The organism is Streptomyces sp. NBC_00659 (assembly GCF_036226925.1).
In the GTDB taxonomy this organism is placed as follows: domain Bacteria; phylum Actinomycetota; class Actinomycetes; order Streptomycetales; family Streptomycetaceae; genus Streptomyces.
In genome coordinates this window covers 3,069,599-3,085,738 of the sequence record NZ_CP109031.1, presented here as the reverse complement: position 1 = coordinate 3,085,738, position 16,140 = coordinate 3,069,599, and the positions used below count along the sequence as shown (strand labels likewise).

Annotated in this window: 14 protein-coding genes; 5 read left to right on the top strand and 9 right to left on the bottom strand. The window is 72.6% G+C overall.

Going from position 1 to position 16,140, the window contains the following annotated elements; genetic code table 11:
- The first annotated feature begins 264 nt into the window (after window positions 1-264).
- Window positions 265-1,446: a D-alanyl-D-alanine carboxypeptidase family protein gene (locus OG410_RS13395; protein ID WP_329299341.1), complete on the top strand. Its 1,182-nt coding sequence runs from the start codon at window positions 265-267 to the stop codon at window positions 1,444-1,446.
- A 292-nt stretch (window positions 1,447-1,738) separates the two neighbouring features.
- Here the strand turns inward: OG410_RS13395 and OG410_RS13390 are convergent, their stop codons facing one another.
- Window positions 1,739-2,749: a Gfo/Idh/MocA family protein gene (locus OG410_RS13390; protein WP_329299340.1), complete on the bottom strand. Its 1,011-nt coding sequence runs from the start codon at window positions 2,747-2,749 to the stop codon at window positions 1,739-1,741.
- 79 nt (window positions 2,750-2,828) lie between these two features.
- On the opposite strand from OG410_RS13390, the gene OG410_RS13385 reads away from it, so the two are divergent.
- The 3 genes from OG410_RS13385 to OG410_RS13375 all read left to right on the top strand — a co-directional run bounded on the left by OG410_RS13385 (window position 2,829) and on the right by OG410_RS13375 (window position 6,494).
- Entirely contained in the window at window positions 2,829-4,217 is a 1,389-nt protein-coding gene (locus tag OG410_RS13385; RefSeq protein ID WP_329299339.1) for a multidrug effflux MFS transporter, read from the top strand.
- Complete coding sequence (locus OG410_RS13380) at window positions 4,163-5,344, top strand: serine hydrolase domain-containing protein (protein WP_329299338.1); 1,182 nt, start codon at window positions 4,163-4,165, stop codon at window positions 5,342-5,344. Before OG410_RS13385 ends, OG410_RS13380 begins: the two co-directional genes overlap by 55 nt.
- Before the next feature lie 154 nt (window positions 5,345-5,498).
- Window positions 5,499-6,494 (top strand): small ribosomal subunit Rsm22 family protein, encoded by a 996-nt coding sequence (locus OG410_RS13375; RefSeq protein ID WP_329299337.1) that lies wholly within the window; start codon window positions 5,499-5,501, stop codon window positions 6,492-6,494.
- On the opposite strand, the gene ddaH is transcribed toward OG410_RS13375, so the two are convergent.
- Complete coding sequence (ddaH, locus tag OG410_RS13370; protein ID WP_443063744.1) at window positions 6,491-7,315, bottom strand: dimethylargininase; 825 nt, start codon at window positions 7,313-7,315, stop codon at window positions 6,491-6,493. The two genes, OG410_RS13375 and ddaH, sit on opposite strands and share 4 nt — an antisense overlap.
- Before the next feature lie 404 nt (window positions 7,316-7,719).
- On the opposite strand from ddaH, the gene OG410_RS13365 reads away from it, so the two are divergent.
- On the top strand, window positions 7,720-8,454 hold the full coding sequence (locus tag OG410_RS13365; protein ID WP_329299336.1) for a bifunctional DNA primase/polymerase: 735 nt from the start codon (window positions 7,720-7,722) through the stop codon (window positions 8,452-8,454).
- 31 nt (window positions 8,455-8,485) lie between these two features.
- Here the strand turns inward: OG410_RS13365 and OG410_RS13360 are convergent, their stop codons facing one another.
- The 7 genes from OG410_RS13360 to OG410_RS13330 all read right to left on the bottom strand — a co-directional run bounded on the left by OG410_RS13360 (window position 8,486) and on the right by OG410_RS13330 (window position 16,048).
- On the bottom strand, window positions 8,486-9,508 hold the full coding sequence (locus OG410_RS13360) for a hypothetical protein (protein ID WP_329299335.1): 1,023 nt from the start codon (window positions 9,506-9,508) through the stop codon (window positions 8,486-8,488).
- On the bottom strand, window positions 9,465-10,340 hold the full coding sequence (gene efeU, locus OG410_RS13355; RefSeq protein ID WP_328453096.1) for an iron uptake transporter permease EfeU: 876 nt from the start codon (window positions 10,338-10,340) through the stop codon (window positions 9,465-9,467). Before efeU ends, OG410_RS13360 begins: the two co-directional genes overlap by 44 nt.
- A gap of 2 nt (window positions 10,341-10,342) precedes the next feature.
- The gene (efeB, locus tag OG410_RS13350) at window positions 10,343-11,662 is read right to left on the bottom strand and encodes an iron uptake transporter deferrochelatase/peroxidase subunit (protein ID WP_329299334.1); all 1,320 of its coding nucleotides are present in this window, start codon (window positions 11,660-11,662) and stop codon (window positions 10,343-10,345) included.
- A 10-nt stretch (window positions 11,663-11,672) separates the two neighbouring features.
- Window positions 11,673-12,821 carry an iron uptake system protein EfeO gene (gene efeO, locus OG410_RS13345; protein WP_329299333.1) on the bottom strand — a complete coding sequence of 383 codons (1,149 nt, stop codon included), beginning with the start codon at window positions 12,819-12,821 and terminating at the stop codon, window positions 11,673-11,675.
- Window positions 12,822-12,999: 178 nt separating this feature from the next.
- Entirely contained in the window at window positions 13,000-13,845 is an 846-nt protein-coding gene (locus OG410_RS13340) for a heme ABC transporter ATP-binding protein (protein ID WP_329304109.1), read from the bottom strand.
- 86 nt (window positions 13,846-13,931) lie between these two features.
- A complete protein-coding gene (locus OG410_RS13335) occupies window positions 13,932-15,044 on the bottom strand; it encodes a FecCD family ABC transporter permease (RefSeq protein WP_329299332.1) in 1,113 nt (370 codons plus the stop codon).
- Window positions 15,041-16,048, bottom strand: coding sequence for a heme/hemin ABC transporter substrate-binding protein (locus OG410_RS13330; RefSeq protein ID WP_443063743.1), 1,008 nt, complete (start codon window positions 16,046-16,048; stop codon window positions 15,041-15,043). The genes OG410_RS13335 and OG410_RS13330 overlap by 4 nt, the downstream gene beginning before the upstream one ends.
- Between the last annotated feature and the right edge of the window lie 92 nt (window positions 16,049-16,140).

The window sequence follows — 16,140 nt, the reverse complement described above, 5'->3', positions numbered from 1 at the left end:
TGAGAATCCGGACCCCGGAATCAATATTGGGTCAGACAGCCCATTCTCAGCCTTTCAAGGGCCCATTGCCAGGAAACCCCTGTTGAGTGACTCCGCGTACGGGCAGGCGGGCCCGCCGCGGCGCATTTCCGGTGGGCGTGTGGCCTGTTCCGGCGGGTCGGCCCCGCTTCCGCGCGCACGGTTTGCGCTCGCTCGGGAATCGGCGTCCCTTCTCTTGGTCACCCCGCTGTCAGGCTGCGCGGACGGACTTTGTACGGTCCCGGGATGCGTGATTCTTCCGGGCTCTCCCGCCGTGCCGCTCTGGGCCTCGCCGCCGCCGTCCCCCTCGCCGCCGCGACGGCCACGACCGCGTACGCCACGACGACGATCGGCGGTGAGAGGCTGGCCCGCGCCGGGATCCAGATGAGCGGCGCGTCGGGGCTGCCCAAGCACCTCACCGCCCGCTCCTGGCTGGTCGCCGACCACACCAGCGGCGAGGTGCTCGCCTCGTACAACGCGCACCGGCGTCTCGCGCCCGCCTCCACCCTGAAGATGCTGTTCGCGGACGCCGTGCTGAAGAAGTTCGAGCGCACGCGGACGTACAAGGTGGTCGACGCCGACCTCGCCGACGTCCCCGCCGGGTCCAGCCTCGTCGGCGTCAAGCCCGGCATCACGTACACCGTCGATCAGTTGTGGCAGGGCGTGTTCCTGCGCTCCGGCAACGACGCGGTGCACGTGCTCAGCCACATGAACGGCGGCATCGAGGCCACGGTCGCCGAGATGCAGGCGCTCGCGAAGGACCTTCAGGCCCTGGACACCCATGTGGTCAGCCCCGACGGCTTCGACCACAAGGGCCAGCTGTCGTCCGCGTACGACCTGACGCTCTTCGCCCGGCACGGTCTCGCGGACGCCGATTTCCGCGGCTACTGCTCGACCAGGACCGCGGACTTCCCGGCCGGCGGCAAGAAGACCTTCCAGATCCAGAACACCGACCGCCTGCTGACGGGAGCGTGGGGCATGAAGCCGTACGAGGGCCTGATAGGCGTGAAGAACGGCTACACGAGCCATGCCGGCAACACCTTCACCGGCGCGGCGACCCGTGACGGACGGACCCTGCTCGTCACGGTGATGCACCCCAAGAGCGGCGGCAACGGCGTCTACGAGGAGACGGCGCAGCTCCTCGACTGGGGTTTCGGCAAGGGTGCGAGCGCCGAGCCGGTCGGCACGCTGGTCGGTCCGCTCAGCGCGGGAGGCGCGAGCGCGAAGCCCACGCGGAAGGCGGCGAAGGCGGCGGCGGGCGCTCCGGCTCCGGCTGCCGCCGGGCAGGGCGACGGCGCGCCGTGGGGGCTGATCGGCGGGGCCGGGGCGGCGGTGGCGCTCCTCGCGGGCGGCGCGCTCGCGCTGCGCAACCATAGGCGCCGGTCCGCCGGGGAACCGGCGGAGGCGGAAGGCGGCAGTCAGGACTGACGACGGGGGCAGCCGCTCCGCGGTCCGGTGCATGCCTCGCGGTCCCGCGCGAGGCCGGCCCCCGCCCGGGCCGCGGAGCGACTGCCACCTCCCCCTCGGAGTGGACCGTGGTCGTACCGAAGTCGTGTGCTCCAACTGTGAAGCCCTGATGGGGGAGATGATGAGCATAAGCGCACCAACGGCTTATATGGTCCGGAGATGCGGCTTCCGTATGTGAGGGTTGAGCCGTTGACCGTTTCTTGGTGAACCACCGGGGCCCGCCGTACGTGAGGCGCCCGACGGGTCCGGCCCCCTACGCCTGCGCCTCGCCGGGGTAGCGGACGCCGACGCGCTCGCGGATCGTGTCGAGCGTCCGCATCACGGCGAGCGTGCCGTCGAGCGGGACGAGCGGGGACTCGGTCTCGCCGGCGCGCAGGGCACGCATCACCTCGGCGGCCTCGTGCTTGAGGCTGTTGCGGGGGCCGGAGGAGGGGTCGGCGCGGAAGGTCTCCGGTTCGCGGCCGTCGCGGTGCAGGACGAAGTGCTCCGGGAAGAAGAAGCCGCCCGGGATGTCGATGCGGCCCGCGGAGCCGGTGACGGAGGCGGCGACGGGCGTACCACCGTTGATGGAGCAGTGCACCGAAGCCAGAGCGCCGCTCTCGAAGGAGAGCAGTGCACCCGTCTGGAGATCGACGCCCTCGTCGGAGAGCACTGCTCTCGCGACGATGTCCGAGGGCTCCCCGAGCAGCAGCTGCGCGAACGACACCGGATAGACGCCGAGATCGAGCAGCGCGCCGCCGCCCTGCGCGGGATCCCGCAGCCGGTGCGAGGGCGGGAACGGCCCGGCCAGACCGAAGTCGGCCTGCACCGTGCGCACATCACCGATCACCCCGTCGTCGACCAGCGCCTTCAGCCGCCGGACCAGCGGATTGCAGTACATCCACATGGCCTCCATCAGGAAGCGGCCGTTCCCCCGGGCGAGCGCGACCAGCTCCTGGGCCTCCCGCGCGTTCAGCGTGAACGCCTTCTCGCACAGGACATGGCGGCCCGCCTCCAGGCACATCCCCGCGGCCACCCGGTGCGCCGAGTGCGGCGTGGCGACGTACACGACATCGACGTCCTCGTCCGCGGCGAGCGAGGCCCAGTCCCCGTACGCCCGCGGGATCCCGAACCGCTCCGCGAACGCCTTCGCCGGGGCCTCGGACCGCGAGGCGACGGCCACCACCTCGGCGTCCGGCATGTCCACCAGATCCGCCGTGAACGCCGCGGCGATCCCGCCGGTCGCCAGAATCCCCCACCGCACGCGTTCACGCTCGCCCGTCATGCCCGCCCCTTGATCCGTACTCCGAACTCGCTGCTCGAACTGAGAGCATAGGGGCCGCATCTTTCCGAGAGGGGGGCACATGCCCGAGCGTGGCCGCACCGCGCGGGACCAGGAGAGCCCGCGAGGGCATATACCCGAGGCAGGGACCGCGGGCATCGCGCCGACGGTCGCCGAGGCGTCACCGCCGGCCGCCGGAGCCGGGTCCGGCGCCTCGGCGCGACCGCACGCGGAACCCCGCGGTCCGCGCCGCACCGGACTCCTCGTCACCCTCGTCCTCGGCGGGCTCACCGCCACACCCCCACTCGCGATGGACATGTACCTCCCCTCGCTGCCGGAGGTCACCGGCTCCCTGCACGCCCCGGCCGCCACCGTGCAGCTCACGCTCACCGCGTGCCTCGCGGGCATGGCGCTCGGGCAGCTCGTCGTCGGGCCCATGAGCGACAGGTGGGGCCGCCGGCGCCCGCTGCTCGGGGGCCTCGCCGTCTACGTCCTCGCCACCGCGCTGTGCGCCCTCGCGCCCGGCATCGGCCTCCTCGTCGCCTTCCGCCTCGTCCAGGGGCTCGCCGGCGCGGCCGGGATAGTGATCGCCCGCGCAATCGTCCGCGACCTGTACGACGGCGTGGCGATGGCCCGCTTCTTCTCCACCCTCATGCTGATCTCCGGCGTCGCCCCGGTCGTCGCGCCCCTCATCGGCGGACAGATCCTGCGCTTCACCGACTGGCGGGGCGTGTTCGTGGTCCTCACCGCCGTCGGCATCGGGCTGACGGCCCTCGTCTGGGCGAAACTGCCCGAGACCCTCGAACCCGCGGACCGGCACGGCGGCGGCGTCGGCGAGGCACTGCGCGCCATGCGCCGGCTGCTCGCCGACCGCGTCTTCACCGGGTACATGCTCGCGGGCGGCTTCACCTTCGCGGCCCTCTTCGCCTACATCTCGGCCTCCCCGTTCGTGATCCAGGACCTGTACGGCGCCTCCCCGCAGACCTTCAGCCTGCTCTTCGGCGTGAACTCCGTCGGCCTCGTGATCGCCGGGCAGATCAACGGCAAACTGCTGGTCGGCCGGGTCGCCCTGGAAAAGGTCCTCGCCACCGGCCTCGCCCTCGTCGTCCTCGCCGCGACCGCGCTGCTGCTCATGTCCACCGGCGCCCTCGGGCGGGTCGGGCTCGCCCCGGTCGCCGCCGCGCTGTTCGTGCTGATGTCCGCCATGGGCCTCGCCCTGCCCAACACACAGACGCTCGCCCTCATGCGCGTACGGCACACGGCCGGTTCCGCCTCCGCGCTGCTCGGCACCTCCTCCTTCCTCGTCGGCGCGGTCGCCTCACCGCTCGTCGGCGTCGCGGGAGAGCACACCGCCGTCCCGATGGCCGTTGTCCAGCTGGTGGCCGCGCTGGTGGCCGTCGGCTGCTTCGTGGGACTGTGCCGTCCCCGGCGGACGGGACGCACTGCGAACGGAAAAGGGGCGGAGAACTGAGCGCACCACGACTGCGGAACGGCACGCCGGAACGCGCCGGACTCGACGCCGGTGAACTGCGCGGGCTCGTCCACGAGGTCCGTGCCCTCACCCGCGGGGACGACCCGTGGGCGGCGGGCGTCGTGGTGGTCGCGGGGCGCGGCCCGGTCATCGCCGTCGAGGAGGCGGCGGGCTGGGCGGTCCGCTACACGGCCCACGACGAGGACAAGGACACCGGGGTCGAGCTGCCGCCGCACGCACGGGTGCCGATGACCGTGCACACGCCCTTCGACCTGGCCTCCCTCACCAAGCTGTTCACGGCGGTCGCCGCGGTGCAGCAGCTGGAGCGCGGCACGCTGGGCATCGAGGCGCGCGTCGGCGCGTACCTGCCGGAGTTCCGCGCGGCCCGCGAGCACGGCATCACCGTACGGCAGCTGCTCACCCACACCTCCGGGCTGCGCCCCGAACTCCCGCTGTACGACTGCCCGGACGACACGGCACGGCTGGCGCTGCTGCAGGCCGAGGCACCCTCGTCGAAGCCGGGCGAGTACCGGTACTCCGACATCAACCTCCTCCTGCTCCAGTTCGTCCTGGAACGCGTCACCGGCCGGGGGCTCGACGTCCTCGTCCGGGACGGCATCACGCGCCCGCTCGGGATGAACGCCACCGCCTTCGGACCCTGCCCCGGCGCGGCGGCCACGGAGGACCAGCGGCGGCCCTGGGCCAAGGCGGACCGGGGCATGCTGCGGGGTGTGGTGCACGACGAGAACGCCTGGGCGCTCGGCGGGGTCGCCGGGCACGCGGGTCTGTTCTCCACCGCGCGCGATCTGGCCGTGTTCTGCCGCACCCTGCTCGCGGGCGGTTCGTACGGCCCCGCCCGCATCCTCGGCCCCGACTTCGTCGAACTCCTCCTCACCCCGCCCGGCCTCGGATTCGCCCTCGACCAGCGCTGGTTCATGGGCACCCTCGCGGGCCACGGCGCGGCCGGCCACACCGGGTTCACCGGCACCTCCCTGGTCCTGGACCCGGCGACGGACACGTTCCTCGTCCTGCTCGCCAACACGGTCCACCCCCGGCGCCGCCCGGCGGACAACGCGCCCCGGGCGGCGGCGGCCACCCGGCTGCGGCGGGCGGTGCGCGGGACCTGAGCGGGCGCCCGGCGGGTCGGGGGCGCCCGCCTCCGAGACCCCGGGCCGGTACGGGAGCGCCGCCTCCGAGAGACGGCCGCCGGTACGGGGCGCCCGCCTCCAAGAGACCGCTGGCCGGTACGGGGGGATGCGCGGCACCTGAGAGAATCGGGCCGTGAACGCCCCCGTACCCCCCGCCGACACCCTGCGCAGCGCCCTCGCCGGACTGCTCGACGGTCTGCCGCCCAAGGCCGCTGCGCAGGCGGTCGAGCGGCTGATCGCGAACTACCGGGGGACCACCCCGACCCACACACCGATCCTGCGGGACCGCTCGGACGTGGCCGCCTACGCCGCGTACCGGATGCCCGCGACGTTCGAGGCGGTGTGCGCGGCGCTGGAGGCGTTCGCGGACGCGGTGCCCGGCTGGACGCCCGGGAGTCATGTGGACGTCGGCGGCGGCACGGGCGCGGCCACCTGGGCGGTGAACGCGACCTGGGACGGCGTCCGCCCGGTGACGGTGCTCGACTGGGCCGAACCGGCCCTCGCGCTCGGCCGGGAGATCGCCGCCGCCAACCCGGAACTGGAAGGCGCCGCGTGGCAGCGCTCTCGTATCGGAGCGGCGCTCACCATCGAGAGCACTGATCTCGTCACCGTCTCGTACGTCCTCGGCGAGCTCACCGAGGACGACCGCGCCTCGGTCGTGGACGCCGCCGCGAGCGCCGCCCGGGCGGTAGTGATCATCGAGCCCGGCACCCCCGACGGCTACACCCGGGTCCTCGCCGCGCGCGAGCGCCTGATCGGCGCCGGCTTCCACGTCGCCGCCCCCTGCCCGCACAGCGCCACCTGCCCCATCGTCCCGGGCGAGGACTGGTGCCACTTCTCCGCGCGGGTCGCCCGTTCCTCCCTGCACCGCCAGGTCAAGGGCGGCTCCCTGCCGTACGAGGACGAGAAGTTCAGCTACGTCGCCGCGACTCGCTTCGAGCCCGCCCCGGCGCCCTCGCGCGTCGTGCGCAAGCCGCAGATCCGCAAGGGGCAGGTCCTGCTCGACCTGTGCGGGCCGGACGAGGCGCTGCGCCGGGAGACGGTGACCAAGCGCCACGGACCGCTGTACAAGGCGGCCCGCGACGCCGAGTGGGGCGACGCCTGGCCGCCGCCCGGGGACGCCTCCTAGGTGCCCCGCAGTTCCTGGGTGCAGCACTTCACGCTTCCGCCGCCCTTGAGGAGCTCGCCGAGATCGACGCCGACGGGAACGAACCCGCGTTCCCGGAGCGGGTCGAAGAGGCCCGTCGCCTCCTGCGGCAGCAGCACGTGCAGTCCGTCCGAGACCGCGTTGAGGCCCATCGCGGCGGCGTCCTCCGGTGTGGCGGTCAGCGCCTCCGGGAACAGCCGGCGCAGGACCTCGCGGCTGCCGGGGGAGAAGGCCGGCGGGTGGTACATGATCTCGTCGGTGCCGTCGTCGAGGACGGCGAGGGCCGTGTCCAGGTGGTAGTAACGGGGGTCGACCAGGTCCAGGCCGATCACCGGGCGGCCGAGGAACTCCTGTGCCTCCCCGTGCGAGAGCGGGCTCGCGCGAAAGCCCCGGCCCGCGAGCAGGTACGACCCCGTGACGACGAAGTCGCCCTCTCCCTCGTTGACGTGCTCCGGCTCGCGGATCCGCCCGTACCCGCGGGCACGGAACCACTCCAGATGCGCCGCAGCCTCCGCCTCGCGCTGCGGGTAGGCGAACCGGGCACCCAGCACCCGCCCGTCCACGACCGTCGCGCCGTTCGCCGCGAAGACCATGTCCGGCAGACCCGGGCGGGGGGCGAGTTCCTCGACCGAGTGGCCGAGAGAGCGGTAGCGGTCCCGGAGGTCCTCCCACTGGGCGAGGGCGAGCGGCACGTCGACCGGCTTGGCGGGGTTCATCCACGGATTGATCGCGTACGTGACGTCGAAGTGCACCGGTGGGCACATGAGGTAGCGCCGGGGCGTGGCGCGGCGAAGAGGGTGCAAGGAGGGCTCCTTACGCAACCGCAGGGGCAGTTGATGCTCATGGTGCGGTGCGCCCGGCCCCGGGAGCGGGAGGCGTGCGGGAGGCGTACGGGCGGGGTTCCCCCGATCCGCCCCACGGCGCCCGGACCCCGCCTCCCGCGTCACCGGGCCCACGCCGCCCGGTCCCGCCCGAGTGGCGTCGGTCTCGTACGACTACACGGGCGCGCCGGTCGACTACACCCCGCACGGGCCGGCCCCCTGCCCGGAACCCATGAAATCGCCACTAATCATGCAATAACACTCGATCGGGGCCTGGTGGACGCATCGCCCCACCTACCCCGGTTGTCTGCTCCGGCCACCCGGAGCTCAGGATGGTGGGACGATGGGGCAAGGACGAGTCGCACTACGGCGAGGCGAGGGGATAGATGAGCGCGGAGTTCGGTCACCGCTCCGGCACGCGGGGCAGGATCTCGAAGTGGCTGCGCGGACGCCGGCCCAAAGCCCCGGCGCAGATGTCCGCCGACGGCCGTGAGGCCCTGCTGCTCGCCGCCGCCGCCGCGGGGCTGCCGCTCGCGCAGGCCGCGTACCCCTCCGGCTACCGCTGTTCCTGTGACCGCGTCGGCTGTCCCACCCCCGCGCGCCACCCCGTCTCCTTCGCCTGGCAGACGCAGTCGACCACCGACCGCGCGCAGATCGAGCGCTGGGCCCGGCACCAGCCGAAGGCGAACTTCATCACCGCGACCGGCATGGTGCACGACGTCCTGGACGTGCCGCTGGACGCCGGGCGCGAGGCGCTGGAGCGCCTGCTCGCCTCCGGCATCGAGGTCGGGCCCGTCGCGGAGACCGGCGACGGCCGCATGCTCTTCTTCACCCTCACCCGCGGTACGCCCGAGGACGAGGACGAGTGGTGGCCCTGCGAGCTGGACTGCCACCCCGAGACGATGGACGAACACCCCGGCCTGCGCTGGCACTGCCGCGGCTCGTACGTCCTCGTGCCGCCGGCCCAGCTCCCCGGTGGTCTGGGCGTCGACTGGGTGCGCGGCCCCGAGCATCCGCTGCCGGACCCGCTCACGCTCCTGGAGATCCTGACCGACGAATGCGCCCGCTACGCCGGGGCGAACGGCGCGGACCGGCTCGCCGCCTGGCCCCACCGGGGCTGAGCCCCGGCCCGGGCGGGGGACCGGCCCCGGGCTACTCGCCCTTGGCGCCCGTCAGCCCCTCGACCCGTCCGAGGACGGACACCTGCCCTCGGCCCGAGCCCTTCAACGGGTCGATGACGACCTGGTTGGAGACGAACTCCAGGGTCAGGGACTGGTTGATCTCACCCTTGGTCAGGGCCCGCACCTCCGCGCCGGGGGCCGGGATCGCGGTGCCCGCGGCGGCGGTCTCCTTCTCGAAGCGGTGCGTGGCGAAGAACACCAGCGCCCCGCCGTCCGCGGTGCGCAGCCCCACCGGCGCGTAGTCGCCCGAGGTCAGCGGCTGGTCGATGTACTGCCGGGCGAGTCCGGGCCGGCTGGCGAACTTCTCGCGCTGGGTCCGCCACTGCGAGGTGTGGACGCCGGTGGCGAAGGTGTCGCCGCCGGTCCTGAGATAGGTCGCGTACGACTGCCCGAGCTTGCGCGGCTCGACCGCGAGCGCCGCGTCGTCGGCGGCGACGGGCTGCGCCCACCCGCTCTCGTCCTTCGCGAACTCCGGTACGTCACCGGCCCCGAGGACCGTCAGATACGAGGCCTGCCACAGTTCGCGGGCGTCGTCCCGGGTGAAGACGAGCAGCCAGCGACTGCCCGGTACGCCCTTGTTGGCGGTCGCGTCCGCCACGAACCAGCGGGGCCAGCCCGCCTTCGCGGGGATCGAGAACTCGGCGTCGTCGAACTCCAGCGGCGAATGCGTGGGATTCCCGCCCGGTCTGCCGATGTGTCCGGCCTTCAGCTTCGCGCCGTCGATGTCCGCGAGCGGACCGGTCACCCGGTCCGCGTCCTTCGAACGGTCGTACGTCGCGTCCGCCTTGTTGTAGGCGGCGGTGAAGTCCTCCAGCGCGCGGGCGGCTTCGGCGCGGGTCGTGGCCGGCACGACCTCTCGTTCGCCGTGCACCACCACGCAGCCGCTCGCCGTCGCCCACAGCGCGGTCACCGTCGTCGCCGCCAGGGCGAGACGGCCGAAACGACGGAGACTAAGAGGCCTTCGAGGGCTGCGACCCGTGCGATCCCTGCTCATCAGGTGCCTTCACCTTCTTCTTCCCGGAGGCGAACCCTACCGGGGCGAAGAAGATCGTGAGCGTCGGCACCAAGTACAGCGCCCACACCGTGACCTGAAGGACGGTCGGGTCGGGCTGGAAGTTGAAGACGCCCTTCAGCAGGGTGCCGTACCAGCTCGACGGGTCGATCGTTCCGCTGATGTCGAAGGCCAGGTTCGTCAGTCCCGGGACGAAGTCGGCCTCCTGGAGGTCGTGGACGCCGTACGCGAGCACGCCCGCGGCGACGACGACCAGCATGCCGCCGGTCCAGGTGAAGAACTTGGCGAGGTTGATCCTCAGCGCGCCGCGGTAGAACAGCCAGCCGAGCAGGACCGCGGTGGCCAGGCCCAGCGCCACGCCGATCAGCGGGCGGGGCGTGCCGTCGCTGGCCGCGTGCACCGACGCCCACACGAACAGGGCCGTCTCCAGGCCCTCCCGGCCGACCGCCAGGAACGCGGTCGCGACCAGAGCGCCCGTTCCCATGGCGAGCGCCGCGTCCAGCCTGCCGTGCAGCTCGGACTTCAGGTGCCGGGCGGTGCGCCGCATCCAGAAGACCATCCACGTCACCAGGCCCACGGCGAGGATCGACAGCGAACCGCCGAGCAGCTCCTGGGCCTGGAACGTCATCTCCTGGGAGCCGAACTCCAGGGCGCAGCCGAAACCGAGCGCCACGGTGATCGCGACGCCGATGCCGATCCAGATCGGCTTCAGGGCGTCCCTGCGCTCCGTCTTCACCAGGTAGGCGATGAGGATGCAGACGACGAGGCTGGCCTCCAGGCCCTCGCGGAGTCCGATCAGGTAGTTGCTGAACACGGTCACGCCTCCTTGGAGAACAGCGCCCGGCCCCACCAGTCGTCCTTGTCCCGGACGCCGGGCGGAACGGCGAAGACCGCCGAACTCACGTGCTGGATGTACTCGTTGAGCGCGTCGGAGCGCGACAGGTTGCGCTGGAGGGGGATGAACCCCTTGCGCACGTCCCGCTGGTAGGCGAGGAAGAACAGGCCCGCTTCGAGGCGGCCGAGACCGTCCGTGCCGTCCGTGAAGGAGTAGCCGCGGCGCAGGATCGTCACCCCGTCGTTGGAGTCGGGGTGGGCGAGCCGGACGTGCGCGTCGGGCTTCATCGCCTTCAGGAACGGCTTGTCGTGCTCCTTGGCCTTGCCGACGGGGGCGCCCTCGCCCTTGTCGCGGCCGAAGATGTCCTCCTGCTCCTGGAGCGAGGTACGGTCCCAGGTCTCGATGTTCATCCGGATGCGCCGGGCGACGAGGTAGGAACCGCCGGTCATCCAGGCGGAGTCCGGACCGTTGTCCTTCTCGTCGGCCCACACGAACTTCTGCAGCCGCCCGGTCTCGGTGCCCGCGATGTTGCGGGTGCCGTCCTTGAAGCCCATCAGGTTGCGCGGGGTCTGCGCGTCCGGGGTCGTGGACGACGTCTTGCCGAAGCCGAGCTGCGACCAGCGGATGGCGACCTTGCCGAAGCCGATGCGGGCCAGGTTGCGGATGGCGTGCACCGCCACCTGCGGGTCGTCCGCGCAGGCCTGGATGCACAGGTCGCCGTCGCTGCGCGCCTTGTCCAGGTTGTCGCCCGAGAACGCCGGAAGATCGACGAGCGCCTCAGGCCGCCGGTCCGCCAGATCGAACTTCCCGAACAGCGACGGACCGAAGCCGATGGTCAGCGTCAGCCGGGACGGCTTGAGCCCCAGCGCCTCACCGGTGTCGTCCGGCGGCGCCTCGGCCAGACCGCCGTAGGCGCCCTCGCCGACCGCGTGTCCGGCGGTCATCCGGGCGGCGGCCTGCGTCCAGTCCTTGAGGAGCTGGACGAACTCGGCGCGGTCGTCCGTCTTCACGTCGAACGCGGCGAAGTGCAGCCGGTCCTGCACCGCTGTCGCGATGCCGGCCTGATGCGGGCCGTGGAAGGGGATGCCGGCACCGATGTCGGCGCCGGCCGGATCGACGTCGTTGCCGACGCGGGTCATCGCGACGGCACCGCCGGCCGCGGCGGCACCGAGGGCGAGCCCGGCACCGCCCCAGCCGATCAGGGAACGTCGGCTGGGCGCGGAGCCGGCGCGGGCGGGCCCGACGGGGCAGGCGCCGTCCGTGCCGTCCGTGGCGTTCGTGCTGTCCGGGGTGTCCGTCATGGCGCTGCTCCTACTTCACGACGGCGGCGGCGAGCTTGGACAGGGGCTCGGCGAGCGCGTTGACGGCGTCCGAGAGCTCCTTGCGGTCGGCCTTGCCGACCTTGTCGTACGAGGTGAAGTCGTACGAGGTCTTGTCCGTGCGGTACTTGTCGAGCAGCGTGTTCAGCGCGGCGAACTGCTTGTCGAGCTCCGCCGTCAGCGCCGCGTCGTTCTCCGAGGCGACCGGCTTGAGCAGCTCGTACGCCTTCTGCGCGCCCTCGACGTTGCCCTTGAAGTCGCTCAGGTCGGTGTGCGAGTAGCGGTCCTCCTCGCCGGTGACCTTGCCGCTGGCGACCTCGTCCAGCAGCTCCTTGGCGCCGTTGGCCATGGAGGTCGGGGTGATCTCGGCCTTGCCGACCCGCTTCTGCCAGTCGGTCAGGTCCGTGACCAGCAGGCCGGCGAGCTCCTTCTCACGGTCGCCGATCTTCTTGTCCTGCCACAGGGACTTCTCCAGACGGTGCCAGCCGGTCCAGTCCGTGGCCGGGTCCTGGCCCTCTTCCAGGCCGTCCTCGCGGACGTCGACCTTCGGGTCGATGTCACCGAAGGACTCCGCGACCGGCTCGGTGCGCTCCCAGCCCAGACGCGAGGAGGCGAACTCCTTCTTCGCGGCCTCGATGTCGCCGGCCTTGACGGCCTTGGCGAACGCCTCCGCCTTCGGCAGCGTGGCGTCGGCCTGCTCCTGCGCGTACTCGCGGTACGCGGCGACCGCCTTGTCCAGGCGCGGGTCGCGCTTGGCGACCTTGCCGCCGGTGACCTTGACGGCCTGGCGGATGCCCTTGCCCTTCATCCCGGGCTTGCAGGCGATGACGTACTCGCCGGCCTTCACCTCGGCGGTGACCCGCTGCTTGGTGCCGGGACCGATGTTCTCCCGCTCGCTGACGATCCGGTCGTCCGGGAACAGCAGGTAGACCTCGGTGACCTTGGAGCCCTTGTTCTCGATGTCGAGCTGGACGTGCCCCGCGGGGAACTCCTTCTTGGACACCTTGCACGCGGTGTCGCTGGCCGTCACCTGGATCGCGTCGCCGTTCTTCGCGTCGCTCTTCTGGGTGCAACCCGTGACGGCGGCCAGGGCGGCCGCGGTGGCGGCAGCGGTGACAACGGACAGTCGAACGGCTCGCATGCAGGCTCCAAGAGAAGTCGGACAAGCCGCACGGCGGGGCCCGCTCGGCATGGTGAGGCTGGCCTAACTTATCTGAGGCTTGCCTCACTGATACCCGCCCGTGCGGTGATTCACCTCTCACAGACGGCGTACAGGAACGGCTTGATCACGGTGACTCAAAACAGACCCCATGGGAGGGTCAAGAGATGGTCAAGTGGAAGGGTTCGTCGCGTTTCGGGGTGATGAGCGCGGCGCCGGTCCTGGGGTGCGGGAACACCTCGACCGGCTGCCGGTAGACCTCGGTCAGCAGTTCGCCGGTGAAGACCTCCGCCGGCCGGCCGTGGGCCGCGACACGACCGGCGCACAGGATCGCGACCCGGTGCGCGTACGCCGCCGCCAGCCCCAGATCGTGCAGCACCACGACCACCGCGTCACCGGCGTGCGCCCTTTCCCGGCACACCCGCAGCACCAACTCCTGGTGCCGCAGGTCGAGTGCGGCGGTCGGTTCGTCGAGCAGCAGCAGTGGCGCGCGCTGGGCGAGCACCCGGGCGAGTGCGACACGCGCGCGCTCCCCGCCGCTGAGCGCGGCGAACGAGCGTGGCGCGAAAGCGGTGACCTCGGTGGCGGCCATGGCGGCCGCGACCGCCGTGTCGTCGTCGTCCTGCGGAGCGCGGGCCCAGGGCGCCCGCCCCATCCGGACGACCTCCTCGACCGTGAACGGGAAGGAGAGCGACGCCGACTGGGGGAGAACGGCCCGGCGCAGGGCGAGTTCGGACGCGGTCCAGTGCGCCGCCGGGCGCCCGTGCAGGCGTACGACCCCTTCCGTGGCGGGCAGATCGGCCGCCAGCGCGGACAAGAGGGTTGATTTTCCCGCCCCGTTGGGCCCGACCAGCGCGAGGACCTCGCCCGCGCGGGCGGCGACGTCGACCCCGCGCAGCACCTCCCGGTCGCCGAGCCGGACCCGGAGGCCCTCGGTCTCGGCGAGCACGTCGCCGGGGGCGGGCGCGGACGGCGGCAGGAGCCGTGCCGTACGCGCGAGCCGCAGCCGCCCGGCGGTACGCGCGAGCCGGGTCCCGGCGGTCGTGCGGGGGAGTTTCGGGAGCGTGCGCCCGGTGTCGTTTCCGGCGGATCTCACGCCCAGCCTCCTTGCTTGCGACGGGTCCTGCGCAGCAGCCACAGGAAGAACGGGCTGCCCAGCAGGGCGGTCAGGACGCCGAGGGGGAGTTCGGCGGGTTGTGCGATCGTCCGGGCGGCGAGGTCGGCCGCCAGCAGCACGGCCGCGCCGCCGAGCGCGCTGCCCGGGATCAGGAAGCGGTGTCCGGGCCCGGCCGCCATGCGCAGCAGATGCGGTACGACCAGACCGATGAAGCCGATGATCCCGGAGACGCTGACGGCCGCCGCGGTGAGCAGCGCGATGACCAGCACGAGGACGAGCCGCAGCCGTTCGACGTCGACGCCCAGGTGCCGGGCCGGCCGTTCGCCGAGGGACAGCAGATCGAGTCGGCGGGCGTACAGCGGTGCCAGGGCCAGGCCGGTCGCGGCGCAGGGCAGGACCGCGAGAACCTTCGGCCAGGTCGCCTGAGCCAGCGATCCCAGCTGCCAGAAGGTGATCTGGCTGACGGCGGCGGAGTCCGCGAAGAACAGGAACAGTCCGATCAGGGCGCCGGTGAAGGCGTTCAGGGCGATCCCGGTGAGGATCAGTGTGACGACCTCGGTGCGGCCGCCCGAGCGGGACATCGCGTAGACGACCAGGACCGCGGCCAGTCCCGTGACGAAGGCGACGGCCGGGACGGTGAAGGTGCCGAGGAAGTCCAGGCCGAGCGCGATGGCGGCGACCGCGCCGACCGCCGCGCCCGACGAGACGCCGATGACGCCGGGTTCGGCCAGCGGATTGCCGAACACGCCCTGCATCAGAGCGCCCGCGCAGCCCAGCGAGGCGCCGATGAGCAGCGCGAGCACGATCCGCGGGAAGCGCACGTCCCACAGGACCGACTCCGGGACCCGGTCCAGCGCGGCGCCCCCGAGACCGGCGCGGTGCGCGACGGAGGCCAGCACGTCCCCGGTGGGGATGGGGTACGCGCCGAGCCCGGCGGCCACGGGGACCAGGACGAGCAGGGCGGCGAGCAGCCCGGCGGTCAGGAGCCAGGGGGTGCCGTGTGCCCGCCCGCGCACGGGAGCGGTGACGGCCTCGCCGGTGACCGGTTCGGCGGGCGCCCCGGACGCCGGGCGGTCGAGGGCGGTCATCGGGCGTCCCCGTACAACTGCCGTACCAGCGAGCGCAGTACCTGGTCCGTGCGCGGGCCGTAGTTGAGAAGCACCCCGTCCTCGACGGACACCACCCGGCGCTTCGTGCCGGCCGGGGTCTGTGCCACCCCCGGGATCTTGACGAGCCCGTCGGTTCCGCCGACGGACGCGAGGCCCTTGGACATCACGAGGATCGCGTCGGGCGCGGCCCGGACGAGCGCCTCGGTGGTGATGGCGGTGAAGTCCTTGTCCAGGCCCGACTCGGCGCCCGCGTCGACCGCCCCCGCCGCCTCCAGCAGCGAGGTCGCGCCCGAGCCGCGGCCGCCGATGAGATAGACGGAGGCGGAGCCGCGCAGGTAGAGGAAGGCGACGCGCGGGTGGTCGGCGTGCGGCGGAATCGCCTTGCGCACGGCGGCGATCCGGTCCTGCGACCGCTGTGCCAGCCGCTTCCCCGCCGCCGGTACGCCGAGGGCGTCGGCGACCGTCCGGATGCGCGGGCCCACGTCGGCGAGGCCGCGCGCGGGGGCGACGACCAGGACGGGGACACCGGCGTCGCGGATCTGCTCCATCGCCTCGTCCGGTCCGGTCGTCGACTCGGCGAGGACGAGGTCGGGGTGGAGGGAGAGCACGCTCTCGGCGGAGACGTCGTGGTTGCGGGTGACGACCGGCAGTTCCCTGGCCTGGTCGAAGGTGGCGGTGATGTCGCGGGCGACGACCCGGTCGCCGAGCCCGAGCGTGAAGACGATCTCGCTGAGGCTGCCGGACAGGGGGACGATCCTGTCGGCCTTCTCGACGGTCGTCCGCGGTCCGCCGAACGACCGCACCGTGACCGGGAGTCGGGGCTTGCCGGGGGACGCCAGGGGTTCGACCCGGTCGGTGCCGTCCGATCCGTTCGTCCCGGAGGCTCCGGTGGCCGCCGTCGGCGCGGGGCCGGCGGAGCCCCCGCATCCGGTCAGGGTGAGGGCGAGCGCGGACAGCAGCGCCCCCGCCAGTCGTGTGCGCAAGCGTTGCACTGTCCCGTTGTTCCTCTCGGTCCTCTTCCAGCACGTCCGGTCGATAGTTTAGGTTAGCCTTACCTAAGTCGCCAGGGGTTCTC